Raw genomic sequence first — 25,120 nt, forward strand, 5'->3', positions numbered from 1 at the left:
GCCTGTTGACAGACTGTCAAACGCCTTTTGACAAACACCCCCGCAACGGCATCACGTGCCGCCTCCCTGTTCAATGGAACTCACCTCCCTCACCGTGCTGGTCGACATCCTCGATGCCGGCAACCTCAGCCAGGCCGCCCGCAACCTGAAGATGTCCCGTGCCAACGTCAGCTACCACCTGCACCAGCTCGAAAAGTCAGTGGGTGTGCAGTTGGTGCGCCGCACCACGCGCCGGGTGGAGCCCACCGAGGTGGGCCTGCGCCTGTATGCCCATGGCCGCGCCATTCAGAACGAGATGCTGGCTGCGCGCGAGACCATTGCCACGCTGGGCCAGGGCCTGCAGGGCCGCGTGGGCCTGAGCGTGCCCAGTGGCTACGGGCAGATGGTGATGTCAGACTGGCTGATCGACTTCAAGCGGCTGTACCCTGGCATCGTGCTGGATGTGCGCTTTGAAAATCGGGTGGACGACCTCATCCGCGATGAGGTGGACATCGCCATCCGCGTGATGCCCGAGCCCCCACCCACGCTGGTGGCGCGCGACCTGGGCAGCGTGCGCTACATCGCCTGCGCATCGCGGGGGTACGCCGAGGCGCATGGGCTGCCCCAAAGCTTTGAAGCGCTGCAGGCCGCGCCGGTGATCACCGCAGGGGTGGTGGGCAAGCAGCTGCGCCTGCGCGGGTACCGGGGTGACCAGCGCCAGGAAGCCCTGCTGGAGCCCACCCTCATTTCGGAGCACTTTCCGTTTCTGCGCCAGGGCATCCTGGCGGGGCTGGGCGTAGGGCTGGTACCGGATTACGTGGTGCAGGACGCCGTGTCCAGCGGGGAAGTGCTTACCACACTCGACGACTGGCGGCTGAGCATTTTTGGCACCCAGATGTTCATGCTCTACATGCCCAACCGCCACCAGACCCGGGCAGTGCGCACCTGCATTGACTACCTGCTGGGGCGTGCCCTGCCAGCAGCCGGCCAAGGAGTGACTGCGGAGCCAGGATGAGCATCTTCTGCGCGTTTACAAGCAAAAATAGCCGCAAGCGCAGGTATTCATTGCACTAGCAGCTAGTTTATTGATAGCAATCGCTACTGCGACATTAGCAATGCGGGATGAGTCCCTCCGCCGCGCGTCAGCACACCCGCGTGGCGGCTGGCATCAAATCCGCCCTTCCTCCACCGCATGGCACGCAATGCGGATGCCGCCAATGCTCAGGAGCTGGGGGCGCTCGGTGCGGCAGCGGTCATTCACATGGGGGCAGCGCGGGTTGAACGCACAGCCGGGCGGCGGGTTCAACGGGTTGGGTACCTCGCCCTGTACCGGTGTGCGCGCCTTGCCGGTGTCGTGCATCTTGGGGATGGCATCGAGCAACATGCGCGTGTAGGGGTGACGCGGCGTATCAAACAGCGTGTGTTTGTCGGCCAGCTCCACCAGTCGGCCCAGGTACATCACGCCGACCTGATCGCTCACGTGGCGCACCACGGCCAGGTTGTGGCTGATGAACAGGTAGGTGAGCTGCCGTTCGCGCTGCAGGTCCTTCATGATGTTGAGGACCTGGGCCTGCACCGACACATCGAGTGCGCTGGTGGGCTCGTCGCACACCAGGAACTCGGGTTCGGTGGCAAGGGCGCGTGCAATCGAGATGCGTTGGCGCTGCCCGCCCGAGAACTGGTGCGGGTACTTGACCATGTCCAGCGGCGACAGCCCCACGGACTTGAGCAACTCGCCCACGCGGGTTTTGAGCTGTTCCTTGTCGGTGATGAGGCCGTGTTCTTTCAGCGGCTCTCCGATGATGTCCTCCACCAGCCAGCGCGGATTCAGGCTGGCGTACGGGTCCTGGAAGATCATCTGGATGCGGCGGCGCATGGCCTTGGCATTGTTGCCCTTGAAGGCGGCGTGCGCGTCCTGGTTGTCGAAGGTGAGGCCGCCGCGGGTGGGCTCGTACAACCCCACCAGCAGGCGGGCCACGGTGCTCTTGCCGCAGCCGGACTCGCCCACCAGAGCCAGCGTCTTGCCCTTCTCGATCTCGAAGCTCACGCCATCCACCGCATGCAACAGGGTGCGGGGCTTGCGTTCGATCACACGGTTGAGCCAGGGAGCGGAGACGTCAAAGGTCTTGGCCAGGTCATGCGCCTGGACCAGGGCCTTGCTTTTCGTTGCGGTGGCACTCATGCGGTCACCTCGGCTTGGGTCGCGGCACCAGCGTGCAGCCAGCAAGCAGCGCGTGTAGCGCCTGCATCCATCAGGTCGGGGCGGTCGGTCATGCAGCGGTCAAAGGTCTTGGGGCAGCGGGGGTTGTAGGCGCAGCCACGGGGAATGGCGTTCAGGCGCGGCATGGCGCCATCGATCTGGTTCAAACGTTCACGGTCCATCGTCATGTCGGGGATGGAGGCCATCAACCCGCTCGTGTAGGGGTGCGACGGCTTGTTGATCACATCGTGCACCGGGCCGATCTCGGCCACGCGACCGGCGTACAGCACAGCCACGCGATCACAGGTTTCGGCAATCACGCCCATGTCGTGGGTGATCAGCATCACGGCTGCACCGCGCGATTTGCAGATGTTCTTGAGCAGCGTGATGATCTGCGCCTGGATGGACACATCCAGCGCCGTGGTCGGCTCGTCGGCCACGATGAGTTTGGGCTCGGCCGCCAGGGCCAGGGCGATCACCACACGCTGGCGCATTCCGCCGGAAAACTGGTGCGGATAGTGGTCAATGCGCTCTTCAGCCGCCGGAATGCCGGTGTCCTTGAGCAACTGGATGGCACGCTGGCGCGCTTCAGCGGCGTTGACCGGCAGGTGCGCCAGGATGGTTTCGGTGAGCTGTCGGCCCACCGTGTACAGCGGGTTCAGCGAGGTCAGAGGGTCCTGAAAGATGGCGCCAATGCGGCGACCACGGATGTGGCGCATTTCCTCGTTGCTGAGGTTGTCGATGCGCTGGCCCTCCAGCAGGATCTGGCCCGAGGCCACACGGCCCGGCGGCTCCAGCAGGCCGATGATGGCCGCGCCGGTGAGTGACTTGCCGGCGCCGGACTCCCCCACCACGCCCAGGATCTCGCCGGGCGCAATGGAGAAGGAAATGTCGTCCAGGGCGCGCAGGGTACCGCGGCGGCCCGGGAATTCGACAACGAGGTTTTTGACTTCGAGAAGGCTCATGGAGATATCGCTTTTCTTGTTCTTGTTGTGGCTCAACGCAGGCGCGGGTTCAGGGCATCGCGCAGCCAGTCACCCAGCAGGTTGACCGACAGCGCAATCAGCACCAGCATGGCGCCAGGAAACACGGTGATCCACCATTCGCCCGAGAACAGGTAGTCGTTGCCGATGCGGATCAGCGTGCCCAGCGAGGGCGAAGTGGGCGGAGCGCCCACCCCCAGGAAAGACAGCGTGGCCTCGGTGATGATGGCCGTGGCCACCTGGATGGTGGCCAGCACCAGCACGGGCCCCATCACGTTGGGCAGCACATGCTTGCGCATGATGCGCAGCGGTGGGACCCCCGTCACTCGGGCCGCTTGCACGTATTCCTTGTTGCGCTCCACCAGCGTGGAGCCGCGCACCGTGCGGGCATATTGCACCCAGCCGGTGAGGGAGATGGAGAGGATCAGCACCCCGAACGCCAGCGACTCGTGCGCATTGGGAAACAGCGCACGGCCCACGCCAGCAATCAGCAGCGCGACCAGGATGGCAGGAAAGGAGAGCATCACATCGCACAGGCGCATGAGCACAGCATCCACCCAGCCGCCCCGGAAACCGGCCAGCAGGCCGAAGGCCACACCCACCACCACGGAGAGCAGCACCGAGGCAATGCCGACCACGAGGGAGATGCGCGCACCGTAGATCAGCGCGGACAGGATGTCACGGCCCTGGTCATCGGTGCCCAGGGGGTATTTCATGGAGCCCATTTCGCTCCACGCCGGGGGCAGCCGCGCGTCGCTCAGCTCCAGCGTGGTGAGGTCGAACGGGTTGTGGGGCGCCACCCATCCGGCGAACACCGAACAGAACAGGCAAATCAGCGCAATGGCGGCGGCCAGCATGGCGACCGGCGATGTGCGGAAGCTGTAGCCAACGTCGCTGTCGAACCAGCGGGCAAGGGTAGTTTTCATTGTGGGAAACCAATCAACAGGCAACAACACGCGCAACGGGTAGCTGCGGGTGTTGTTGCGGGCTTGAATCAGCCGGTGGCGTTGTCGTTGTTGTAGTCGTCGTATCGATCAGGCGGGAACAAGCCGGATTACTTGCTCACGGTGATCCACTTGAAAGGCATGTAGTTGTCGGCCATCTGCACCAGCTTGACCTTCTTGCTCACACCCCAGGCCAGCGCCTGCTGGTGCAGTGGCAGGTGCCCCACGTCGGCGGTGTGCACATCGAAGGCTTCCTTGATCATGGCATCGCGCTTGGGCTTGTCGGTCTCGACCAGGATCTTCTTGGTCAGTTCGTCCAGCTTGGGGTTGCAATACGCACCCAGGTTGAACTGGCCCGCTCCGGTCTTGTCGTCGGGGCAGATCATCAGCGCATTCAGGGCGTTGTGCGAGTCGTAGGTGGTGGGGGTCCAACCCAGCATGTAGAAGCTCGTGTCACGGCGCAGCACCTTGGGGAAGTACGTACCCTTGGTCTCGGCCGCGAGGTTGATCTTGACGTTGATGCGCGACAGGTTGGCAGCCACCGTCTGGCAGATGCGGCCGTCGTTCACGTAGCGATCGTTGGGACAGTTCATGGTGACTTCAAAGCCGTTGGGGTAACCGGCTTCAACCATCAGCTTCTTGGCGGCTTCGACGTCATAGGGCAGGCGCTTGACATCCGGCTGGAAGCCGTTGATGCCGGGGCCCACCATCAGCGCGGAGGGGTTGGAGGCGCCGCGCATCACGGTCTTCTTGATGCCTTCGATGTCGATGGCCTGGTAGAAGGCCTGGCGCACGCGCTTGTCCTTGAAGGGGTTCTTGCCCTTGACGTTGGAGTACAGCAGCTCGTCGCGTTTCTGGTCCATGCCCAGGAAGATGGTGCGCAGCTCAGGGCCAGTGATGGCGCGGGCATTGGCGCTGCCGTTGATACGCTCGATGTCCTGCACGGGCACAGGCTCCATCACGTCCACTTCGCCCGACAGCAGGGCCGCCACGCGCGTGGCATCGTTGCCGATGGGCGTGAACACAACTTCGGTGGCGTTGCCTTCGATCTTGTCCCAGTAGGCGCCATTGCGCACGAACACCGTGCGCACGTTGGGCTGGCGCTCACGCAGGCGGAAGGGGCCGGTGCCATTGGCGCGGAACGACGCCGCGTTCTCGATGCCCTTGCGGCGGTCTACCGGGGTTGTGGCCTGATTGGTCTCGCACCACTTCTTGCTCATGATGTAGGACGTGGTGATCACGTCCGGGAGGATGGGCTGGGGAGCCATGGTGTCGATCTCGACCGTGTGGTCGTCGATCTTGCGCACCTGCTTGATGTCGCTGTTGGTGGCCTTCATGTCAGAGCCATCGCCCTTCATGCGGGCGAAGCTGAACACCACATCGTCAGCCGTGAACGGCGTGCCGTCGTGGAATTGCACACCCTTGCGCAGTTCGAAGCGCCACACGGTGGGGGCAATCTGCTTCCAGCTGGTAGCCAATGCGGGCGCAAGGCTCAGGTCCTTGTTGCGGCCCACCAGCGGTTCGTAAACGTTGCTGGTCACGCTCAGCTGCAGCGACTCGTTGAGTGAGTGCGGGTCCATCGACAGGGCATCGCCCTGGTTGGCGATGCGAACGGTCTGTGCCTGAGCTACCAAACTCGTCGCAGCCAGCGCAGCGAAGAGAGCGGTCACAGCGACTTTTTTCTGGAATTTCATGGAAATCTCCTGGTAGTGAAAGGGTGGGATGGAAGGGTACGAAGACTTCCGGTGGGTGAGCGGTGTGTGCGTGTAGAAGTCAGACGCCCGCGCCTGATCAGAGCGCGGGCAGCGGCATGGCCTGCTCGATCAGGCTGGCGTGCAGCGCAGCGCCCAGCGGCAGGATGTCATCGTTAAAGTCATACCGACTGTTGTGCAAGGCGCTGCCGCTCGATCCTGTGCCCTGGCCAATGCGCAGATAGGCCCCCGGCTTGTTCTGCAGCATGAAAGAGAAGTCTTCAGCGCCCATGCTGGGCTCCAGGTCGCGCACCACGTGGTCGGCCCCCAGCAGCGACTCGGCCACATCGCCCGCAAAGATGGCTTCGCTTTCGCTGTTGATGGTGGCGGGGTAGATGCGTTCGTAGTGCACCGTGGCCGTGGCACCGAAGCCGAGCGCAATGGCGCTGCACAACTCCTTGAGGCGCTTTTCCACCATCTCCTGCACCAGCGGGTCGAAGGTGCGCACGGTGCCCACTAGCGTGGCCGTGCCGGGCAGCACGCTGAAGGCACCCAGGTCGCCTGCCTGCATCGCGCACAGGCTGACCACCGCACTGTCGATGGGCCGCACATTGCGCGAAACGATGCTCTGCGCAGCGGTGATGATGTGGGCCGCGACCAGCACAACGTCCACCGTCTGGTAGGCGTGCGCGCCGTGGCCGCCACGCCCAGTGATCTCGACCGTGAAGCGGTCGGCGGCTGCCATCATCGGACCGGCATTGATCCCCACGGTGCCGGGTTTCATTGCGGGCCAGTTGTGCATGGCAAAGATGGACTGCACGGGGAAGCGGTCAAACAACCCGTCTTCCATCATCACGCGGGCACCGGCAAAGCCTTCTTCGCCCGGCTGGAACACCAGCACGGCGGTGCCATCGAAGTTGCGGGTTTCGGCCAGGTAGCGCGCAGCGCCAATCAGCATGGCGGTGTGGCCGTCATGGCCGCAGCCGTGCATGAGGCCCTGCTTGCAGGACTTCCAGGCGAAGTCGTTGTGCTCGGTCAGCGGCAGGGCATCCATGTCGGCGCGCAAGCCCACCATGCTACCGCTGGCGCTGCTGCGCCCACGAATGACGCCCACCACACCCGTGCGCCCGATGCCCTCGTGGATCTCATCCACACCGCAGAGCTTCAGCGCTTCTTTGACGCGTTTGCTGGTGTAGATCTCTTCGAAACCCAGCTCCGGATGGGCATGCAGGTCACGCCGCAGTGCCGTCAACTCAGGGTGGTACTGCGCGATGTGAGCGAAGGCGCGGCCACCAGCTTTCAAACGGGGGCCTTGCATCAGTGGCCTCCTGCCTTGCCAACGCGCAGTCGAGGATCGACCGCAAAGTACAGCAAGTCCACCACCAGGTTGATCACCACAAAGATCAACGCAATCAGGCACAGGTAAGCGGCCATCACGGGAATGTCAGCGAAGGTCACAGCCTGGATGAACAGCAGGCCCATGCCTGGCCACTGGAACACCGTCTCGGTAATGATGGCAAAGGCGATCAGGCCACCCAGTTGCAGACCTGTGATGGTCAGCACGGGCACGAGAGTGTTCTTGAGGGCGTGGCCAAAATGGATGGCCCGATTGGACAGGCCACGAGCCCGGGCGAACTTGATGTAGTCGGTGCGCAGCACCTCCAACATTTCGGCCCGCACCAGCCGCATGATCAGCGTGAGCTGGAAGATGGCCAGCGTGATCGCAGGCAGGGTGATGTGGTGCCAGCCTTTGGCCTTGAGCAAGCCGGTGCTCCACCAGCCCAGCTGCACGACCTCACCCCGACCAAAGCTGGGGAACCAGCCCAGGTGTACGGCAAACACCAAAATCAACAAGATGCCGATCAGGAAGGTGGGCAGGGACACTCCCAGCAGGGACAGTGTCATGAACAGCTGGCTGGTGAAGGTGCCGCGCTTGAGGGCGGCATACACGCCCATCGGCACACCAATGACCAGCGCGAGGAGGGCCGCTACCAGCGCCAACTCGAGAGTGGCCGGGAAGCGCTCGGCAATCAGGCGCGACACCTTGGCCCCCTGGCGCAGGCTCAGTCCAAACTCACCCTGCGCTGCATTCACCAGAAAGTGCCAGAACTGCACAAAGAAGGATTTGTCCAAGCCGAGGGCGCTGCGCAACTCGCGGATCTGCTCGGGGGTGGCGTCCTGGCCCAGCAGGAACACCACGGGGTCTCCCACGTACTGGAACAGCATGAAGGAGATGAAGGCCACCGTGACCATGACAATCACAGCCTGTATCAGGCGGCGCAAAATAAAGGCAAGCATCAGAGAGTCGAGTGAGTGTTCGATGGAAGTGCCGCCGCCACTTTTGGTGGCTGAGGCACTGCGGGTCAATACATCGTCAGATATACCAAAGAAAGCAAGGGCCGCACGGCCCTTGCTTTCAGTCTGTCAAGAATAAATCAGTTCACCTTGACCGTGCGCATGTCCACGCGGTTATCGGCACGGTGCACCAGTTCGATGTTCTTCTTCATGGCCCATGGGATCACCTGGTCATGCAGAGGAATGTGGGACACGGTGTCGTTGGACAGTTGCAGCGCCTCGGTCAGCATGCGGGCGCGCACCGGTGCATCGGTTTCGGCCTTGATGCGGTCCACCAAGTAGTCCATGCGCTGGTTGCTGTAGCGACCCACGTTGTAGTTGCCGTCACCGCCTTGGCCCACGGTGCGCACCAGCGATTGCAGGCTGTACAGCGCGTCGAATGTCGGCACGCCCCAGCCCAGCATGTAGATGCTGGCTTCGTAGCGCTGGATCATCGGGAAGTAGTTGACCAGCGGCAGCGTGCGCAGCTTGGCTTTCACCCCCACGCGCGCCCACATGGCCGTCACGGCCTGGCAGATGGCTTCGTCGTTGATGTAGCGGTTGTTAGGGCAGGCGAAATCCACTTCAAAGCCATCGGGGTAACCCGCCTCGGCCAGCAGCTTCTTGGATGCATCAACGCTGTATGGGAAACGCTTGCCAACAGCCTCTGTGTAGCCAGCCACTTGCGGCGCAACGATGGTGCCGGTGGGCTTGCCCAGACCGCGCATGATGTTGCGCGAGATGGTTTCTGCATCAATCGCCTGGTAGAGCGCCTTGCGCACCCGCACATCCTTGAGCGGGTTCTTGCCCTTGATGTTCGAGCCCGGCAGCTCTTCCCGGAACTGGTCCATGCCGAGGAAAATTGTGCGGTTCTCCACACCATCAATCACCTTCAAGTCAGGGCTGGCGCGCAAGCGACCCAGATCCTGGGGTGACGGATCGAGCACCAGATCCACTTCACCCGACAACAGTGCAGCAATGCGTGTGGCCGCAGACTTGATGGGCGTGTAGACGATCTCGGTCACATTGCCGTCCATCTTGCCCCACCAGCTGGGGTTGCGCTTGAACACCATCTTCACATCAGGCTGCCACGACTCCAGGGTGTAAGGGCCTGTGCCCATGGCGTTGCGGTGGGCAAAGTTTTCGTCGGTGCCCTTGATGTCTTTAGGCTCTACCGACTTGTTCTTTTCCGCCCAAGCCTTGCTCATGATGCGCAACTCGGTCATCTGACGCAGTAGTACCGGATTGGGCGAGGACAGAATGACGTCAAAGTTTTGCGCATCCACCTTCACCACTTTGCTGATGCCCTGTACGTAGGGGGTGAAGTTGGACGTTTTGGCCATGGCCCGCTGGATGGAGTACACCGCATCGTCGGTGGTCAGCGGCGAACCATCATGGAACTTCACGCCCTGACGCAGCGTGAAGCGCACCTGCGTGGGGCTGATCTCCTTCCAGGCCGTCGCCAGCACGGGTTCCACATCGAACGTCTTGCTGTTGTAGTACACCAGGCTTTCATACACATTGGCATGAAGGCCGTTTTGCAGCGCATTATTTTGGGAGTGAATGTCCCAGGTCGCGATTTCCCCCTGACTGGCCCATTTGAAGGGCTTGGCCTGCAATGAAGGCGCAAACAGCAGCGCGGCAGCAGCAGCCACCGACAAAAGACTGTGGTTGAGTTTCATGGAACCCTCTTGATTAAAAGTTTTACTATGCAGTAAAGGTTGCTCTATAGCCAACGGGAAATCCCTGAATCCCCGATGCCATGAAGGGCCTATAACTGCGCTGGCAACGTTTTCGTCATGCAAGGTTGGTGCCAGCAGCTGAAACTTTGCTTTCGCGAGTACCTATTGGCAGTCATGCGGTTACTCACGAGGGTGATATCGCCTCGGCACCTTTTCAATAAACCTTGGGCCGATGTACCGGCGTTGGGCCTCCTAACCGCGGTTCTTGAGCTCCTAGTCGCTACGGGAACACCCGGCGCATGGAGACAACCGTCCGCAAAACACAACCAAAGCTCCTCATGAGCGTTCCTCCCTGAAACTCCAACCAGGGAGTCAATTGGAATCAACCCAAACACACCGACAAAGGCTCTCTCAGGGACAAAACAAACAAGCAAACAACCCGAGAAATGAAAAAAGCCGCCCGAGGGCGGCTTTTGAGCTTGTATATCAACAACTGGCCAAAGCCAGCTGACGATATTAGAAGCTGTGGCGGATACCGAAATCGTAGCCGTTGGAGTTGTCGTTCACGCCAGTCACAGCACCGTTCAGAGCTTGAGCAGCGCCGTTCTTGTTGTTCACGTGAGCGTACGTTGCGTACAGAGCCGTGCGCTTCGACAGGTTGTGCACGTAGCCCAGAGCCAGCTTGTTGGAACGGGGATCAGCACCAACGGTGTCGATCTTGTAGGTGGAGTAGGACAGACGAACTTCGCCAGCGCCCACGGGAACCAGACCACCGATCAGGAAGCCCTTGCCGTCGTTGCCGCCGCTGATCTTGTCTTGGTTGTAGTGAGCCATGATCTTGGCCACGCCCAGATCATATTGACCGCCCAGGTTCACAGCCTTGATGTTGCCAGCCAGGAACTTGGTTTCGGAGAAAGCGATAGCGGCGTTGATGGGGCCGTTAGCGTAACCAGCGCGCAGTGCCAGGCCGTTGCCGTCCTTCTTGTTGGCAGCGTTGCTGTTGTTCTCACCCATGTAGTACTGGGCTTGGCCGTAGAAACCACCCAGGTTGCCAGGCAGGAAGTAGCCGATGGAGTTCGACGCGCGGATGGTGGTAGGGCCGCCCAGGCTGGAGTTCAGGGTTTGGGTGGTGCCCACGCCGTTCGTGCCGAACGGATCGAACACGGTCAGGTTCCAGAATTGGGGGGTGTAGTCACGGCCCAGACGCACTTCACCGAAGCCGCCGTTCAGGCTAACCGTCGAGCGACGGTTGAAAGTCAGGCCGCCGCCAGTGCTGGTAGCTGCTTGGTTGTTGGTGTTGGTAACGCCGCCGGTGCCGTTGTCGTTGTTCAGACCAGCTTCGAGCCAGAACGAAGCGGACATGCCGCCACCCAGGTCTTCAACGCCGCGGAAACCCAGACGGCTGCTGTTGTAGCCGGAGTTCGTCAGTTGCGACTTGTTAGAGACGCTGCCGGAACCGTAAGCGTAGGTTGCGTCAACCACGCCGAACAGGGTCACGGAAGATTGAGCCATTGCAGCGCCGGAAGCAGCCAGCACAGCCAGGGCAATCAGGGATTTTTTCATTGCGAGTTACTCCAAGGTTAAACATCGGGCTCCGGTACGGGGGGTCTATGGTGAAAGCACCTGCACAGTCCCGCCGGTTTCCCGGGCCAACCTCCTGGTGGGGAAGTTGCTCTTATTGCACCAGACCCGGCCGGGTTTCGCAAAGGAATTCACCCACAATCGCCCCGAAAGGGGAAATTCGTTGCAGTGTTGCAACATTTCAGTGCGCACGGGCAAAATCACGATTGCTGCATGCAACTCCTGTGCCTTGCTTTGCGGCTTTTTTGTATCCAAGTGCAATTTGTGTTTCGACGCCATTGCCATCCGAGAGCTTTCCATGGACGCTTTTTTGACTGCCGCAGACAACGCGCTGCGCACACTGTTTGCCCAACCCCGCGCTTCCGAACAGACACCGGCACACGGTGTGCCCGAGGCGTCGCTGGATCCTGCGCAGAAAAAGCTGGCGGGAGCCCTGATGCGCGTGAACCATGTGGGGGAAGTGTGCGCTCAGGCACTTTACAGTGCGCAGGCGGCCGTCACCCGTGACCCCGCCCTGCGGGACCACCTGCAGGCAGCGGCGCGCGAAGAGACCGACCATTTGGCATGGACACAACAGCGCCTGGACGCACTGGGCGCACGCCCCAGCCTGCTCAACCCTCTGTGGTTCGCAGGGGCTTTTGCGCTCGGGCTGGTGGCTGCCAAGGTCAGCGACCGGGCCAACCTGGGTTTTGTGGTGGAGACGGAGACCCAGGTGGCCGCGCATCTGCAAAGCCACCTCGACAGGCTTCCCGAGCAAGACCAGGCGTCAAGGGCCGTGGTCGCGCGGATGAAGCAGGACGAGGAGCGGCACGCAGACCAGGCCCGCGCCGCCGGTGCGCTGGAATTGCCCGCCCCGGTGCGCCTTGCCATGAAAGGCGCCGCGAAGGTGATGACCACCACAGCGCACTATCTTTGAACCCCCAGCTGGCTCACGCAGGCAGCAGGCGCACCAAAACATACGCGCCGCAACCCGCTCAGCTTGGCAGTCCAGACAACTACACGCCGCCCCCTCAGACCTCCAGCACCTCGAAGCCGGTGGTGATTTCGGCTGTCTTGCCCAGCATGATGCTGGCCGAGCAGTACTTGTCGTGGCTCATGGCAATCGCGCGCTCCACGGCGGCCGGGGGAATGCCCTTGCCCGTGACGGTGAAGTGCATGTGGATCTTGGTGAACACCTTCGGGTCGGTCTGCGCACGTTCCGTCGTCAACTTGACGCTGCAGCCGCGCACGTCATGGCGGCCGCGCTTGAGGATCAGCACCACGTCATAGGCGGTGCACCCGCCCGTGCCCGCCAGCACGGTCTCCATGGGCCGGGGCGCCAGGTTCTGGCCTCCGTTGGCCGGGTTGGCGGCATCGGGAGCGCCATCCATGGTCAAAACATGGCCGCTGCCGGTCTCGGCCACAAAACCCATGCCAGAACGGGTTCCCGCCCCGCCGGTCCAACTGACTGTGCATTCCATTTGTGTTTCTCCTGTGTGACACGTGGTTTTTTTCGCACGGAAAACCGAAACGAAAAGAATTTGATGCGAATTTTGCTGCATCGCAACAAGACTCGCGCTAAACTTCGCCCATGCGCTGCCGCTTTCGAACAGAAAGGAACCGGCAGGCGGCAAGAAGCCCGAAACCCGGCACTTGCCTCGCACCGATTGTCTCCTCCATCTCCTCAAAGGATGGATTAGCCCCAGGCCTCACGGCCCGGGGCTTTTTTTTGCCCGCTCGCACCGACCCACGGCAGACTGCCGTCCCGGATGCCTCGGCCCCTCGCCAGGGCGACGCCCTATGATGTGGGCCCCCGCCCGCTGCCCTGCGCCGGTGGGGCTCTCCTCCTGCACCTGCCATGACCCAGCACCTCACCCCCGCCGACTACCTCAAGAAAATCCTGACTGCCCGCGTGTACGACGTGGCGGTGGAGTCGGCGCTGGAGCCCGCCAAGAACCTCAGCCGCCGCCTGCACAACAAGGTACTCCTGAAGCGCGAAGACCAGCAGCCCGTGTTCAGCTTCAAGCTGCGGGGCGCTTACAACAAGATGGCGCACCTCACGCCCGAGCAGCTGCAGCGCGGCGTGATCTGCGCCTCGGCCGGCAACCACGCCCAGGGCGTGGCCATGAGCGCCCACCGACTGGGCACGCGCGCCGTGATCGTGATGCCCACCACCACGCCGCAGCTCAAGATTGATGCCGTGAAGACGCTCGGTGGCGAGGTCGTGCTGTTTGGCGAGAGCTATTCCGACGCCTACGGCCATTCCGTCCAGCTGGAAAAGGAACAGGGCCTGACCTTCGTGCACCCGTTCGACGACCCGGACGTGATTGCCGGCCAGGGCACCATCGCCATGGAGATCCTGCGCCAGCTGCAAAGCCTGGGCAGCAACCAGCTCGATGCCGTGTTCGTGGCCATTGGCGGCGGCGGACTCATCTCGGGTGTGGCCAACTACATCAAGGCCGTGCGTCCCGAGATCAAGGTGATCGGCGTGCAGATGAACGACTCGGACGCCATGATCCAATCAGTGCAGGCCCATGAGCGCGTGACGCTGGCCGATGTGGGCCTGTTCTCCGACGGCACGGCCGTGAAGCTGGTGGGCGAGGAAACCTTCCGCGTGGCACAGGGCCTGGTGGATGACTACATCACCGTCGACACCGACGCCGTCTGCGCGGCCATCAAGGACATCTTTGTGGACACGCGCAGCATCGTCGAGCCCGCCGGGGCGTTGGCCGTGGCCGCCATCAAGCAGTACGTGGCCCAGCGCAAGACCAAGGGCGAGACCTACGCGGCCATCCTGTGCGGCGCCAACATGAACTTCGACCGACTGCGCTTCGTGGCCGAGCGCGCCGAGGTGGGCGAGGAGCGCGAGGCGCTGCTCGCTGTCACCATTCCGGAAGAGCGCGGCAGCTTCCGCCGCTTCTGCGAGGTGGTGGGCGGCCTGCCCGGCGGCCCGCGCAACGTGACCGAGTTCAACTACCGCATCAGCGACGCCGCCCGCGCCCATGTGTTCGTGGGCCTGACCACCAATGGCAAAGGCGAATCGGAAAAGATCGCCAAGAACTTCAACCGCCACGGTTTCGAGGCGCTGGACCTGACGCACGACGAGCTGGCCAAGGAACACCTGCGCCACCTGGTGGGCGGGCACTCGGCGCTGGCGCAGGACGAGCGCCTGATGCGCTTCACCTTCCCCGAGCGGCCCGGTGCGCTGCTCAAATTTTTGAGCCTGATGCAGCCGACCTGGAACATCAGCCTGTTCCACTACCGCAACCAGGGCGCGGACTATGGCCGCATCCTGGTGGGCATGCAGGTGCCGCCCGAAGACAAGGCGGCCTTCGACGCCTTCCTGGCCACGCTGGGCTACCCCTATGTGGAAGAAACGCTGAACCCGGCCTACCGCCTGTTCCTGCGCTCCAAATAATGCCCAAAATGGCTGCAAGCGTTAGTTGAACATGCCTTGACAGCTATCAAATCAGAAGCATCGAGCACCCACTGCACACCATGCAAGCCCTGCGCCACTACCTGCTGGCCGTGCAGTTCTTCACCCGCATTCCCGTCACCGGTCGGCTGGCGCAGTGGGTGGGCTACAGCCCGGCCATGCTGCGGGCCAGCGCGGCGCACTTTCCGGGCATCGGCTGGCTGGCGGCGCTTCTGTCCACGGCCGTGTATGCCGCGCTGCACTGGGCGCTGGCGCCCAACCCGCTGGCCCCGGCCGTGGCCGCCGTGTTCTGCACCATCGCCACGGTGCTGATGACCGGCGGCTTTCATGAAGACGGCCTGGCCGACGTGGCCGACGGCCTGGGCGGCAGCCATGACCGCGAACGCGCGCTGGACATCATGAAAGACTCGCGCATTGGCGCCTTCGGGGCCATGGCGCTGGTGCTGGCGTTGCTGGCCAAGCTCAGCCTGTTGATGCTGCTGGGGGCGCACAGCCTGCCGGCGGCACTGGCGGCCCTGGTCGGCGCGCATGTGTTGTCGCGCTTTTGGCCCCTGCTCATCGTGCGCAGCCTGCCGCATGTGGGTGACACGGCGCGCTCCAAAAGCAAGCCGCTGGCCGACCAGATCTCCGGCCAGGCACTGGCCGCGGCACTTTTATGGTGTTTTCCGCCCCTTGCGCTAGTCGGATATACCCAGACAGCTCTCTTTTTAGTAGCACCCATTGCTCTCAGCGCGCTCTGCGCGGGCTGGATGGCGCGCTGGTTCGCCCGACGGCTGCAAGGCTTCACCGGCGACTGCCTGGGCGCCACGCAGCAGGTGAGCGAGATCGGGTTCTACCTGGGCGCGGCCATCGCACTGCGATGGCTATGACGCCCCCCCCTGCCACCACCAGCAGCCGCCTGTGGCTGGTGCGCCATGCAGCCCCGCTGGTTCCCCCGGGTACTTGCTACGGCGCGTGGGACGTGCCGGCCGACGCGCAGGCCACCCGCGCTGCGGCAGAGCGCTTGGCAACGGCCCTGCCCCCGGGGGGGTGCGCTGCGTGCGTGGCGTATTCCACGCTACAAAGATGTGAGCTTCTGGCGCATGAATTACAAGCGCTCAGACCGGATTTGACCTTCACTCCCGACGCCCGGCTGCGCGAGATGGACTTCGGCCGCTGGGAAGGGCAAAACTGGGACGCCATCGGCAAAAGTGCCATCGACACGTGGGTGGCCGGGTTCGCCACCCACACACCCGGCGGGGGCGAAAGCCTGGCCCACATGCTGCGCCGCGTGGCGGCAGCCCTGCAGACCGCCCAGGCGTGGCGCACTGAACAGGGCGTGAATGAGGTGGTGTGGATCACCCACGCCGGAGTGGCCCGCTGCGTGGCCTGGTTGCAGGAGCGGGGTGAGAGCGCTCTGCCCCGCTCAGAGGACTGGCCGGTGGCGGCGCCGGGCTGGGGGGAATGGGAAATCAGGGAACTGGCCTGAAGCTGTAGGCCAGCAGGTGCCTAGTTCTTGAGCGGCATGTCCAGCGTCACCGTAGCGGGCCCACCCATGCTGGTCCCCAGTTGCGCCTGGCGGGGGCCCAGGGCCTGCAACACCAGGCCTTCGTCCACCGCAGCGCCCACGCGGAAGGGCTTGGCGGGCTTGCCGTCCACGGCAATCAGTGCCGCACCGCCGCCGCTGCTGCGCCCCGACAGCACCCCGATCAGCGTGAACCGGCTCGCGGTGGGTGCCACCGGCGCTGCCACGCCAGGGGCTGCAGGCGCAGCACCCAGCAAACGCGCCAGCGCCTGCGCGTCCATGGCCACCGGGGCGGGCGCCACTGCCGGGGCGGAGGAAGCGGACGAAGGCGCCGACAGGCGCAGCCCCCAATAGACCACGCTGGCGCCGGCTGCTGCCCAGAGCACCAGAGTCCCCAGGCGGACGCCCCATTTGCTGTACGTATTGGTCACCATGCGGGGATTATGATTCACGCGATTCGACCATCCGAGAGACCGCCAGCAGTGAACACTTCTTTCTCCCTCCTCGTGCGTTCCGCCCCCCGCCGCGTTGCCAAGTCCGTGGCCCGTGGTTTCACCCTCATCGAGCTGATGGTGGTTCTGGTGATCATCGGCGTGCTGGCCGCGCTGATCGTGCCCAACGTGCTCGAACGTGCCGACGATGCCCGCGTGACGGCCGCCCGCACCGACATCACCAACATCATGCAGGCGCTCAAGCTCTACCGCCTGGACAACCAGCGCTACCCCACGGCCGAGCAAGGCCTGCAGTCGCTGGTCATCAAGCCCACTGCGGGCCCCGTACCGGGCAACTGGAAGCTGTACCTGGAAAAGCTGCCCAACGACCCCTGGGGCCGCCCTTACCAATACCTCAACCCCGGCATCAAGGGCGAGATCGACGTGATGTCGTTCGGCGCCGATGGCCAGTCGGGCGGCGAAGGCAAGGACGCCGATATTGGCAGCTGGCAGTAAAGAGATGTGGTCCCCACGGTCGTGCACTGGCGTGTCACTCCCTGCCCCCCACAGCAGGCTCGCCCTGCGCTTCGCTGGTGCATGGGGCCGGGCCTTGCTTGGGGCGGCCCGGCGCTGCGGCCGTGCGCCTGGTGGATGCGCCGTCACCGTTGCGACCTCCCATCGCGCAGCTTCATGAACCGCTCGCGCGGATTCACCCTCCTGGAACTCCTGGTGGTCATCAGCATCATGGCGCTGGCCACGGCGGGCGTGGGACTGGCGATGCGCGATGGCGGGCAGACGCAGCTGGAGCGGGAGGCCGCGCGGCTTGCGGCGCTGCTCGAATCCGCACGCGCCCAGTCGCGCGCTGGGGGCATCCCGGTGCGCTGGCGTGCGCTGCCGGGCGGCTTCCGTTTTGAAGGGCTGCCGCGCAGCGCGCGGGCCGCTCTGCCCAACCAGTGGCTGGACCCCGGCACCGTGGTGCGCGGACCAGCGGTGCTGCAACTGGGCCCCGAGCCGCTGATCGGCCCGCAGCAAGTGCTGATCACCCACCAGTCCTCCCCCGACCGCACCCTGCGCATTGCCACCGACGGCGTGCGCCCGTTTTCCGTGGATGCGGTGCAGTGAGGATGCGCCGCCCTCTCATCGGCCACCGGGGTTTCACGCTGGTGGAAGTGCTGGTGGCGCTGGCCATCGTGGCCATTGCCCTCATGGCGGGGCTGCAGGCCACGACGGCGCTCACGCGCAACGCCCTGCGGCAGTCCGACATCGTGCTCGCGCAGCTGTGCGCGGAGAACGAGCTGGTCAAGGCCCGGCTCTCGCGCCAGATGCCCAGTGTGGGTGACAGCAACCTGACCTGCGAGCAGGCCGGGCGCCAGCTGCAGGTGGTGACCATCGTGCGGCCTACGCCCAACCCGAGTTTTCGGCGCATCGATGCGCAGGTGCTGGACGGGGACAACTCCATCCTGCGCCTCTCCACCATCATTGGAAGGTATTAATGCCCCCCCTGAGTCGCTTCGCGCCTTCCCCCCGGGAGGGGGACGCACCCGGTGGCCTGGCTGAGCCAGTTCCACGGGTGCGCTGGCCTCGCGTCGCGCCATTTTTGAAGGTCCCGCGCGGCTTCACACTCATCGAGTTGCTGGTCGCGATCAGCGTCATGGCGTTGATCGCCATCCTGAGCTGGCGCGGGCTCGATGGCATGGTGCGGGCGCAGGAGTCCACGCGCCAGCGGGCAGACGAGATGCTGGTGCTGCAGGCTGCGCTGGGGCAGTGGGGTACGGACCTGGACGCCCTGATGCCCGTTGCCAACACCACGCCGCTGGACTGGGACGGCCAGGTGCTGCGCCTCACCCGCCGCAGCAGCGCCGTGCCCGACGAGGGTGCGCTGGTGGTGGCCTGGACCCGCCGCAACAACAACCAGGGCGTGGGCCAGTGGCTGCGCTGGCAGTCGCCGCCGGTGCGCACCCGCGCCGACTGGCGGCAGGCCTGGGAGCAGGCCGCCCAGTGGGCGCGCACGCCGGGCGACGCCGAGCGGCGCTACGAGGTGACGCTGCTGCAGCTCGACAGCTGGCAGATCTTCTACTACCGGGGCGGCGCGTGGTCCAACCCGCAGTCGAGTACAGGCACCCCGTCGGGCGACAGCACCTCGGCCATCCCGGACGGCATTCGCCTGCAGATCACCCTGCCCCCGGGCCAGGCGCTGGCAGGCCAGCTGACGCGCGACTGGGTCAACCCCGTGCTGGGCGGAGGCAGATCGTGAGTACCCCCCTGAGCGGCTGCGCCGCATCCCCCCAGGGGGACGCCACCCGTGGCCTGGCAAAGCCAGCTCCACGGTGGCACTCGCTGTGGCAGCGCCCATTGCACAGGCACAGGGCGCGCGGTGCGGCGCTGCTCGCCGCCATGCTCACCGTCACGCTGGTCGCCACCTTTGCAGCCGCTGCGATGTGGCAGCAGTGGCGCGCGGTGGAGGTCGAGACGGCCGAGCGCGGCCACGTGCAGTCCACCTGGATTTTGGTCGGTGCGCTCGACTGGTCGCGGCTCATCCTGCGCGAGGATGGGCGCTCCGGCGGGGCCGACCACTTGGCCGAGCCCTGGGCCATCCCTCTGCAGGAGGCCCGGCTGTCCACCTTTCTCGCGGCCGACAAGAACGTGACCCAGGTGGACGACGCCAGCACCGACACCACCGAGGCCTTCCTGTCGGGCCAGATCACCGACCTGCAGGGCCGCCTGAACATCACCAACCTCGCGGAGGGCGGGCAGGTGCAGGCCGTGGCGCTGCGGCAGTTCACCCGATTGTTCGAGCGCCTGGGCCTGCCCGGACAGCAGCTGAGCGTGCTGATCGACGGTCTGCGCCGCGCGCAGGCGGGTGCAGGCTCCGACAGCGGCTCCGCCCCCCTTCTGCCACCCAGCGTGACCCAGCTGGGGTGGCTGGGCCTGACCCCGGCCACGGTGGGGGCGCTCGCCCCGCATGTGACGCTGCTGCCTGTGCGCACCCCGGTCAATCTGAACACCGCCGACATCAACGTGCTGATGGCCGCCATCGACGGGCTGGACAGCGCCACGGCCCAGAAGATCGTGCAGACCCGCGAGGCACGGCACTTCCGCACCCTCAGCGACGTGCGCGACCTGGTGGGCGCCAGCATCGACATCAACGAAAGTGCCCACGCCGTGGCCTCTTCGTACTTTGAAGTGCGGGGCCGCCTGCGCCTGGGCGATGCGATGGTGGACGAGCGCTCTTTGGTGCGCAAACAGGGCATCGACGTGACCACACTGTGGCGCGAACGCGGCGCCTTCGACCGGGAAACCACGCAACTGCTGCCCGGGGCACAGCGCTGAGGGTGTAACAACCCTCACACTGCACCCACCGACACCGCCGCTGCGTCACGCCCGCCCCCTAAAATGGCCCGCAAAACCCGCCCATGAGCACCCTGATCCTTTTCCTGCCGCCGGCCCGCCCGGGACCCGCCTCCGAGTACGCCTACACGCTCACGGCAGACGGCCATTCCGCCCTTCAGCACGCCACCGCACCCGCTGCCCTGCTGCCCGAGCCCACCCGCCCCGGCGGCGAGGTCGTGGCCGTGGTGCCCGCACGGGCGCTGTCGTGGCAGCGCGTGACCATTCCGGCCGGTGTGCCGCTGGGTGCCGGCCAGCAGACGCCCCGGCTGCGATCCGTGCTCGAAGGCCTGCTCGAAGACCGTGTGCTGGACGATGCCAGCCAGCTGCACTTTGCGCTGCAACCCGGCGCACAAAGTCGTGCGCAGGCTGGCGAGCCGGTGTGGGTGGCCGTGTGCGACCGCGCCTGGCTGCGCGAACACCTGCAGGCGCTGGAGGCCGCAGGCCGCCGCGTGGCCCGCGTGGTGCCCGAATTTGCGCCCGGCCCCACGGGCAGCGGCCAGCCCGAGCTGTGTGCCCTGGGCACGCCCGAAGAGGCCTACGTAGTGCTGACCGGCCATGGCGCCGACCAAGGCGTGGCGGTGCTGCCGCTGACCCCCATGGCCCTGACACTCGCACGCGTAGGCTTGCCAGCCGCCGACACCGGTGAAGACCAGGCTCTCATGGTCCGCGCCGAGCCCGCCGTGGCTGCACTGGCCGAACGCACCCTGGGCCAGCAAGGCCAACGCATCGCCCTGCACACCACCAGCCAGCGCGCGCTCGATGCCGCCCGCGGCGACTGGGACCTGGCGCAGTTCGACCTGTCCAGCACCAGCAGCACCCGCGCGCTGCGCAAAGTGGGCAGCGCGCTGAGCGCGGCGCTGTATGCCCCGCAGTGGCGTGCAGCCCGCTGGGGCGCGGGCATGCTGGTGGTGGCGCACCTGGTGGGGCTCAATGCCTGGGCCTGGCAAGAACGGCAGGCGCTGACTGCCAAGCAGGCCAGCGTACGCAACACCCTGACCCAGACCTTTCCCAAAGTGCAGGTGGTGGTCGATGCGCCGGTGCAGATGGAGCGCGAACTCGCCCAGCTGCGGCAGGCCGCCGGCAGTGTCTCGGCGCGCGACTTGGAGCCCCTGCTGGCAGCGGCCGGTGCGGCCTTGCCCGATGGCCGCCTGCCCAGCAGCATCGAATACACCCCCGGAGAGCTGCGCCTGCGTGGCGTGACCCTGGCGCCCGATGAAGAATCTGTGGTGTCTGGCCGCCTGCAAGCCGCCGGGTACCGTGCCCGCGTGGACGATGGCAGCCTGTTGCTGCGCACCGAGGTGAGCCCATGACCCGATCCTCCGCCCTCCAGGACCGCTGGAAAGCCCTGGCGCCCCGCGAGCAGAACCTGGTGCTGGCCGCCGCCACGGTGGTGGCGCTGGCCCTGCTGTGGTGGGTGGCCGTCGCCCCCGCACTCGGCACCTTGCGCGCCGCGCCCGCGCGGCACGCCGCACTCGACGCCCAGCTGCAGCGCATGCAAAGCCTGCAGGCCGAGGCCCAGCAGCTGCAGGCCACACCCGCCACCAGCCCCGGCGATGCCGTGGGTGCGCTGCGCACCGCCCTCACGCAGCGCCTGGGCAACACGGCACAGCTCAACGTGGCGGGCGACCGCGCCACGGTCACGCTCAAAGGCGCATCGGCCGACGCGCTGGCCCAGTGGCTGGCCCAGGCCCGCAGCAATGCCCGCGCCACGCCGCTGGAAGCGCGGCTGACCCGCAGCGCTGCCGCTGCGCCCGCCGGCAATGCGCCCGTCACCCTGGGCAGCGCGCCCGTGGCCATGCCCCGCTGGGATGGCACCGTGGTGCTGGCCCTGCCCACCGCCCCGGCCCGCTGACCCGCGGACTGACCTGAACAATACATTCCCCCCGTGGCCCGCAACCTCCGTCCGACACGCCCTGCCCCCCGCTCCGCCCCGCGCACGGCGTGGGGCTGGGCATGTGCCGGTGCGCTGGCCGGCGTGCTGCCCGCCGTGGTGGCCTTTGCGCCCGCGCACTGGCTGGCCGGCGGCGTGGCCCGCGCCACTCAGGGACAGGTGCTGTTGCTGCAGCCAAGGGGCACGGTATGGACCGGCTCGGCCCAATTGGTGTTGACCGGTGGCAATGCCAGCAAGGACAGCGCCGCCCTGCCCGGCCGGGTGGACTGGCAGCTGCGCCCCACCTGGGGCGGGCTAAGCGCCCAACTGCACGCAGGCTGCTGCACGCCCGAGCCCCTGCGGGCCCAGGTGCACCTGCGCTGGGCCGGCCCGCAAATCACTGTGGCCGACGGCCAGAGCCAGTGGCCCGCGGCCTTGCTGGCGGGCCTGGGCACCCCCTGGAACACCCTGCAGCCGCAGGGACAGCTGGCACTGCAAACACGCGCGCTGACGGCGCAATGGGCTGCAGGCCGCATGGTGCTGTCGGGCGAGGCCCAGATGGATGCGCGGGCCATGTCCTCGCGCCTGTCCACCCTGCGCCCCATGGGCAGCTACCGGCTGGTGCTGCAGGGCGGCGAGGTGCCCACGCTCGCCCTCAGCACCCTCGACGGGGCCCTGCAACTGAGCGGCAGCGGCCAGTGGGTGGGCAACCGCCTGCGCTTTGCGGGCGAGGCCAGCGCCACCCCCGAGCGGGAGGCCGCACTGTCCAATCTTCTGAACATCATCGGACGGCGCAATGGCGCGCGCTCCATCATCACCGTGGGTTGAATCTATGACTTTCCTGTTTGCTCCACGCCTGCGCTTCACTCTCAAAACCATAGCAGCCAGCGCAATACTTACCTGCGCCAGTGGCCAGATTGGCGCCCAGACGGCGGTGGACACCCGCACCGGCAGCGTGCGCCCCAGCGAACCCGTCACGCTCAACTTTGCCAACGCCGAGATCGAGGCCGTGGCCCGCACCATGGCCACCATCACCGGCCGCAACGTGGTGGTGGACCCACGGGTCAAAGGCCAGCTCAACCTCGTGACCGAGCGCGCAGTGACGCCTGCCGCCGCGTTCCAGCAGTTCCTGGCCGCGCTGCGCCTGCAAGGCTTCACGGTGGTGGAGGCGGCCGGTCTGTACAAGGTGGTGCCCGAGGCAGACGCCAAGCTGCAGGGCGGCAGCGTGAGCGTGGTGCAGGGCAACGCGGGCAGCGCGCCCGGCGGCGGACAAATCGTCACGCAGATCTTCAAGCTCAACTTCGAGAACGCGGCCAATCTGGTGCCGGTGTTGCGCCCGCTCATCAGCCCCAACAACACCATCAACGTGAACCCCGGCAACAACTCGCTGGTGATCACCGACTACGCCGACAACCTGCAGCGCCTGGCGCGCATCGTGGCGGCCATGGATGTGTCCAACGCCAGCGATGTGGAGGTGATTCCGCTCAAGAACGCGATTGCCAGCGACCTGGCACCGCTGGTGTCGCGCCTGATCGACGGCGGCAGCGCCAACGGGGGCGCCGCAGCCGCGGCCGCGCCCGGCCAGGCCGACACCGCGTTCAAGACCACCCTGATTGCCGAGCCGCGCAGCAACTCGCTGATCCTGCGCGCCGCCAACCCGGCCCGCGTGGCCCAGGTGCGCGCCCTGGTGGCCCAGCTGGACCAGGCGCCTGCGCCCGGCAGCAGCGCGGCCAGCGGCAACATCCATGTGGTCTACCTCAAGAACGCCGACGCCACCAAGCTGGCCACCACCCTGCGCGCCGCCATGGCAGCCATGGGCGGCAACAATGGCGGTGCGGCCAGCAGCGGTGGCGGTGCCAGCGCGCCCGCACCCAGCACGGGGCTGAGTACCGGGGGCATGCTGTCCACCAACGGCAGCTCGTCCGGCAGCAGCAGCACCGGCGGCGGCCTGGGCTCCAGCACCAGCGCCATGGGCACCAGCAGCACCAACAACAACCAGCCCTCCACCGGCGGTCAGATCCAGGCCGACCCCACCACCAACTCGCTCATCATCACGGCGCCCGAGCCGCTGTACCGCCAGCTGCGCGACGTGATCGACAAGCTCGACGGCCGCCGCGCGCAGGTGCTGGTCGAGAGCCTGATCGTCGAGGTCTCTGCCAACAAGGTGGCCGAGTTCGGCATCCAGTGGCAGGGCATTCTGGGCAAAAACGGCGATGGCACCGTGGGCGTGATCGGCACCAACTCCGGCGCGGCCGGTGCCAACATCCTGAACGTGACAGCCGCCCTGGCCTCGGGCTCCACCACCTCCATCGCGACGGCGGCCAGTTCGCTGGGCAAGGGCCTGAACCTGGCGCTCGCACCGCGCATTAACGGCCAGTACTACCTGGGCGCGCTGGCGAACTTCCTGCAGAACAGCGGCGATGCCAACGTGCTCTCCACCCCCAACCTGATGACGCTGGACAACGAAGAGGCGCGCATCATCATCGGCAACAACGTGCCCTTCGTGACCGGCTCGTACGCCAACAGCACCGGCAGCAGCACGGTGAACCCGTTCACCACGGTGGAGCGCAAGGATGTGGGCCTGATGCTCAAGGTGCGTCCGCAGATCAGCGAGAACGGCACGGTGAAGATGGCGATCTACCAGGAGGTCTCCAAGATCGACACCGCCACGCTGAGCAACGCCAACGGCCCCACCACCAGCAAGCGCTCCATCGAGTCGAACGTGGTGGTGGACGATGGCAGCATCATCGTGATTGGCGGCCTGCTGGAAGACAGCTACTCGCAAGGCCAGGACAAGGTGCCGGTGATGGGCGACATCCCGGTGCTGGGCAACCTGTTCCGCAGCGAGAACCGCACCCGCAACAAGACCAACCTGATGGTGTTCTTGCGCCCCATTGTGGTGCGTGACAACGCCACCAGCGACGCATTGATGATGGACCGCTACGAGGCCATCCGCGCGCTGCAGCAGACCACCCAGCCCGCGCCCAGCGTGGTGATGAAGTCGGTGTCGGGCGCGCCCATCCTGCCCGCACTGCCACAACGCACAGAGCCCGGCGCAGCCACCGTGCCTGCACAGCCGCTGGCGCCGCTGCCCGCAGAGACCTCGCCACGCTGAA

Annotated in this window: 24 protein-coding genes; 14 read left to right on the forward strand and 10 right to left on the reverse strand. The window is 65.6% G+C overall.

Annotated features, from left to right (window positions below; genetic code table 11):
• Positions 1 to 73: 73 nt before the first annotated feature.
• Positions 74 to 994 (forward strand): LysR family transcriptional regulator, encoded by a 921-nt coding sequence (locus ASD75_RS09665; RefSeq protein WP_056745237.1) that lies wholly within the window; start codon positions 74 to 76, stop codon positions 992 to 994.
• A gap of 153 nt (positions 995 to 1,147) precedes the next feature.
• On the opposite strand, the gene ASD75_RS09670 is transcribed toward ASD75_RS09665, so the two are convergent.
• The 8 genes from ASD75_RS09670 to ASD75_RS09705 all read right to left on the reverse strand — a co-directional run bounded on the left by ASD75_RS09670 (position 1,148) and on the right by ASD75_RS09705 (position 11,376).
• A complete protein-coding gene (locus tag ASD75_RS09670; protein WP_056745239.1) occupies positions 1,148 to 2,161 on the reverse strand; it encodes an ABC transporter ATP-binding protein in 1,014 nt (337 codons plus the stop codon).
• On the reverse strand, positions 2,158 to 3,144 hold the full coding sequence (locus ASD75_RS09675) for an ABC transporter ATP-binding protein (RefSeq protein WP_056059952.1): 987 nt from the start codon (positions 3,142 to 3,144) through the stop codon (positions 2,158 to 2,160). Before ASD75_RS09675 ends, ASD75_RS09670 begins: the two co-directional genes overlap by 4 nt.
• Before the next feature lie 32 nt (positions 3,145 to 3,176).
• The gene (locus tag ASD75_RS09680; protein WP_056059141.1) at positions 3,177 to 4,088 is read right to left on the reverse strand and encodes an ABC transporter permease; all 912 of its coding nucleotides are present in this window, start codon (positions 4,086 to 4,088) and stop codon (positions 3,177 to 3,179) included.
• Positions 4,089 to 4,216: 128 nt separating this feature from the next.
• A complete protein-coding gene (locus tag ASD75_RS09685) occupies positions 4,217 to 5,800 on the reverse strand; it encodes an ABC transporter substrate-binding protein (protein ID WP_056059145.1) in 1,584 nt (527 codons plus the stop codon).
• A gap of 97 nt (positions 5,801 to 5,897) precedes the next feature.
• Positions 5,898 to 7,115: a M20 aminoacylase family protein gene (locus ASD75_RS09690; protein WP_015012585.1), complete on the reverse strand. Its 1,218-nt coding sequence runs from the start codon at positions 7,113 to 7,115 to the stop codon at positions 5,898 to 5,900.
• A complete protein-coding gene (locus tag ASD75_RS09695; protein ID WP_015012584.1) occupies positions 7,115 to 8,095 on the reverse strand; it encodes an ABC transporter permease in 981 nt (326 codons plus the stop codon). Before ASD75_RS09695 ends, ASD75_RS09690 begins: the two co-directional genes overlap by 1 nt.
• A gap of 137 nt (positions 8,096 to 8,232) precedes the next feature.
• Positions 8,233 to 9,813 (reverse strand): ABC transporter substrate-binding protein, encoded by a 1,581-nt coding sequence (locus ASD75_RS09700; protein ID WP_056745240.1) that lies wholly within the window; start codon positions 9,811 to 9,813, stop codon positions 8,233 to 8,235.
• A gap of 516 nt (positions 9,814 to 10,329) precedes the next feature.
• Positions 10,330 to 11,376 carry a porin gene (locus ASD75_RS09705; RefSeq protein ID WP_056745241.1) on the reverse strand — a complete coding sequence of 349 codons (1,047 nt, stop codon included), beginning with the start codon at positions 11,374 to 11,376 and terminating at the stop codon, positions 10,330 to 10,332.
• A gap of 316 nt (positions 11,377 to 11,692) precedes the next feature.
• On the opposite strand from ASD75_RS09705, the gene coq7 reads away from it, so the two are divergent.
• The gene (coq7, locus tag ASD75_RS09710; RefSeq protein ID WP_056646690.1) at positions 11,693 to 12,310 is read left to right on the forward strand and encodes a 2-polyprenyl-3-methyl-6-methoxy-1,4-benzoquinone monooxygenase; all 618 of its coding nucleotides are present in this window, start codon (positions 11,693 to 11,695) and stop codon (positions 12,308 to 12,310) included.
• 94 nt (positions 12,311 to 12,404) lie between these two features.
• Here coq7 and ASD75_RS09715 read toward each other — a convergent pair whose 3' ends face one another.
• Entirely contained in the window at positions 12,405 to 12,854 is a 450-nt protein-coding gene (locus tag ASD75_RS09715) for an OsmC family protein (protein WP_056745242.1), read from the reverse strand.
• A 377-nt stretch (positions 12,855 to 13,231) separates the two neighbouring features.
• On the opposite strand from ASD75_RS09715, the gene ilvA reads away from it, so the two are divergent.
• From ilvA to ASD75_RS09730, 3 genes are all read left to right on the forward strand, one after another.
• Positions 13,232 to 14,791, forward strand: a complete 1,560-nt coding sequence (ilvA, locus tag ASD75_RS09720; RefSeq protein ID WP_015012579.1) for a threonine ammonia-lyase, biosynthetic — start codon at positions 13,232 to 13,234, stop codon at positions 14,789 to 14,791.
• An 80-nt stretch (positions 14,792 to 14,871) separates the two neighbouring features.
• Positions 14,872 to 15,678 carry an adenosylcobinamide-GDP ribazoletransferase gene (locus ASD75_RS09725; protein WP_056745243.1) on the forward strand — a complete coding sequence of 269 codons (807 nt, stop codon included), beginning with the start codon at positions 14,872 to 14,874 and terminating at the stop codon, positions 15,676 to 15,678.
• Positions 15,675 to 16,277: a histidine phosphatase family protein gene (locus ASD75_RS09730; protein ID WP_056745244.1), complete on the forward strand. Its 603-nt coding sequence runs from the start codon at positions 15,675 to 15,677 to the stop codon at positions 16,275 to 16,277. Before ASD75_RS09725 ends, ASD75_RS09730 begins: the two co-directional genes overlap by 4 nt.
• A gap of 20 nt (positions 16,278 to 16,297) precedes the next feature.
• Here ASD75_RS09730 and ASD75_RS09735 read toward each other — a convergent pair whose 3' ends face one another.
• On the reverse strand, positions 16,298 to 16,747 hold the full coding sequence (locus ASD75_RS09735; RefSeq protein WP_056745245.1) for a type II secretion system protein N: 450 nt from the start codon (positions 16,745 to 16,747) through the stop codon (positions 16,298 to 16,300).
• Between the two features lie 72 nt (positions 16,748 to 16,819).
• On the opposite strand from ASD75_RS09735, the gene gspG reads away from it, so the two are divergent.
• The 9 genes from gspG to gspD all read left to right on the forward strand — a co-directional run bounded on the left by gspG (position 16,820) and on the right by gspD (position 25,119).
• On the forward strand, positions 16,820 to 17,260 hold the full coding sequence (gspG, locus tag ASD75_RS09740) for a type II secretion system major pseudopilin GspG (RefSeq protein WP_099731210.1): 441 nt from the start codon (positions 16,820 to 16,822) through the stop codon (positions 17,258 to 17,260).
• Positions 17,261 to 17,434: 174 nt separating this feature from the next.
• On the forward strand, positions 17,435 to 17,866 hold the full coding sequence (locus ASD75_RS09745; RefSeq protein ID WP_056745247.1) for a prepilin-type N-terminal cleavage/methylation domain-containing protein: 432 nt from the start codon (positions 17,435 to 17,437) through the stop codon (positions 17,864 to 17,866).
• 2 nt (positions 17,867 to 17,868) lie between these two features.
• A complete protein-coding gene (gspI, locus tag ASD75_RS09750; protein ID WP_056059169.1) occupies positions 17,869 to 18,237 on the forward strand; it encodes a type II secretion system minor pseudopilin GspI in 369 nt (122 codons plus the stop codon).
• Positions 18,238 to 18,341: 104 nt separating this feature from the next.
• Positions 18,342 to 18,998 (forward strand): type II secretion system protein J, encoded by a 657-nt coding sequence (locus ASD75_RS09755; RefSeq protein WP_056745248.1) that lies wholly within the window; start codon positions 18,342 to 18,344, stop codon positions 18,996 to 18,998.
• Between the two features lie 98 nt (positions 18,999 to 19,096).
• Positions 19,097 to 20,074, forward strand: a complete 978-nt coding sequence (gene gspK / locus ASD75_RS09760; RefSeq protein ID WP_200947588.1) for a type II secretion system minor pseudopilin GspK — start codon at positions 19,097 to 19,099, stop codon at positions 20,072 to 20,074.
• 83 nt (positions 20,075 to 20,157) lie between these two features.
• Positions 20,158 to 21,444: a type II secretion system protein GspL gene (gene gspL / locus ASD75_RS09765; RefSeq protein WP_056745252.1), complete on the forward strand. Its 1,287-nt coding sequence runs from the start codon at positions 20,158 to 20,160 to the stop codon at positions 21,442 to 21,444.
• Positions 21,441 to 21,986 carry a type II secretion system protein GspM gene (gene gspM, locus ASD75_RS09770; protein WP_056745254.1) on the forward strand — a complete coding sequence of 182 codons (546 nt, stop codon included), beginning with the start codon at positions 21,441 to 21,443 and terminating at the stop codon, positions 21,984 to 21,986. Before gspL ends, gspM begins: the two co-directional genes overlap by 4 nt.
• Before the next feature lie 33 nt (positions 21,987 to 22,019).
• Complete coding sequence (gspN, locus tag ASD75_RS09775; RefSeq protein ID WP_056745256.1) at positions 22,020 to 22,832, forward strand: type II secretion system protein N; 813 nt, start codon at positions 22,020 to 22,022, stop codon at positions 22,830 to 22,832.
• Between the two features lie 4 nt (positions 22,833 to 22,836).
• Positions 22,837 to 25,119 carry a type II secretion system secretin GspD gene (gspD, locus tag ASD75_RS09780; protein ID WP_056745257.1) on the forward strand — a complete coding sequence of 761 codons (2,283 nt, stop codon included), beginning with the start codon at positions 22,837 to 22,839 and terminating at the stop codon, positions 25,117 to 25,119.
• Position 25,120: the final 1 nt, after the last annotated feature.

It is taken from the genome of Acidovorax sp. Root568 (assembly GCF_001427445.1).
Taxonomy (GTDB): domain Bacteria; phylum Pseudomonadota; class Gammaproteobacteria; order Burkholderiales; family Burkholderiaceae_C; genus Acidovorax; species Acidovorax delafieldii.

Excerpts from the sequence above, each read along its gene's own strand:
- ASD75_RS09705 (WP_056745241.1), bottom strand. The coding sequence starts at position 11,376 with ATGAAAAAATCCCTGATTGCCCTGGCTGTGCTGGCTGCTTCCGGCGCT.
- ASD75_RS09680 (WP_056059141.1), bottom strand. The coding sequence starts at position 4,088 with ATGAAAACTACCCTTGCCCGCTGGTTCGACAGCGACGTTGGCTACAGC.
- ASD75_RS09665 (WP_056745237.1), top strand. The coding sequence starts at position 74 with ATGGAACTCACCTCCCTCACCGTGCTGGTCGACATCCTCGATGCCGGC.
- ilvA (WP_015012579.1), top strand. The coding sequence starts at position 13,232 with ATGACCCAGCACCTCACCCCCGCCGACTACCTCAAGAAAATCCTGACT.
- gspM (WP_056745254.1), top strand. The coding sequence starts at position 21,441 with ATGACCCGATCCTCCGCCCTCCAGGACCGCTGGAAAGCCCTGGCGCCC.
- ASD75_RS09730 (WP_056745244.1), top strand. The coding sequence starts at position 15,675 with ATGACGCCCCCCCCTGCCACCACCAGCAGCCGCCTGTGGCTGGTGCGC.
- ASD75_RS09725 (WP_056745243.1), top strand. The coding sequence starts at position 14,872 with ATGCAAGCCCTGCGCCACTACCTGCTGGCCGTGCAGTTCTTCACCCGC.
- gspI (WP_056059169.1), top strand. The coding sequence starts at position 17,869 with ATGCGCCGCCCTCTCATCGGCCACCGGGGTTTCACGCTGGTGGAAGTG.
- ASD75_RS09685 (WP_056059145.1), bottom strand. The coding sequence starts at position 5,800 with ATGAAATTCCAGAAAAAAGTCGCTGTGACCGCTCTCTTCGCTGCGCTG.
- ASD75_RS09690 (WP_015012585.1), bottom strand. The coding sequence starts at position 7,115 with ATGCAAGGCCCCCGTTTGAAAGCTGGTGGCCGCGCCTTCGCTCACATC.
- ASD75_RS09695 (WP_015012584.1), bottom strand. The coding sequence starts at position 8,095 with ATGCTTGCCTTTATTTTGCGCCGCCTGATACAGGCTGTGATTGTCATG.
- ASD75_RS09735 (WP_056745245.1), bottom strand. The coding sequence starts at position 16,747 with ATGGTGACCAATACGTACAGCAAATGGGGCGTCCGCCTGGGGACTCTG.
- ASD75_RS09700 (WP_056745240.1), bottom strand. The coding sequence starts at position 9,813 with ATGAAACTCAACCACAGTCTTTTGTCGGTGGCTGCTGCTGCCGCGCTG.
- ASD75_RS09675 (WP_056059952.1), bottom strand. The coding sequence starts at position 3,144 with ATGAGCCTTCTCGAAGTCAAAAACCTCGTTGTCGAATTCCCGGGCCGC.
- gspD (WP_056745257.1), top strand. The coding sequence starts at position 22,837 with ATGACTTTCCTGTTTGCTCCACGCCTGCGCTTCACTCTCAAAACCATA.
- gspL (WP_056745252.1), top strand. The coding sequence starts at position 20,158 with ATGAGCACCCTGATCCTTTTCCTGCCGCCGGCCCGCCCGGGACCCGCC.
- ASD75_RS09745 (WP_056745247.1), top strand. The coding sequence starts at position 17,435 with ATGAACCGCTCGCGCGGATTCACCCTCCTGGAACTCCTGGTGGTCATC.
- coq7 (WP_056646690.1), top strand. The coding sequence starts at position 11,693 with ATGGACGCTTTTTTGACTGCCGCAGACAACGCGCTGCGCACACTGTTT.
- ASD75_RS09715 (WP_056745242.1), bottom strand. The coding sequence starts at position 12,854 with ATGGAATGCACAGTCAGTTGGACCGGCGGGGCGGGAACCCGTTCTGGC.
- ASD75_RS09670 (WP_056745239.1), bottom strand. The coding sequence starts at position 2,161 with ATGAGTGCCACCGCAACGAAAAGCAAGGCCCTGGTCCAGGCGCATGAC.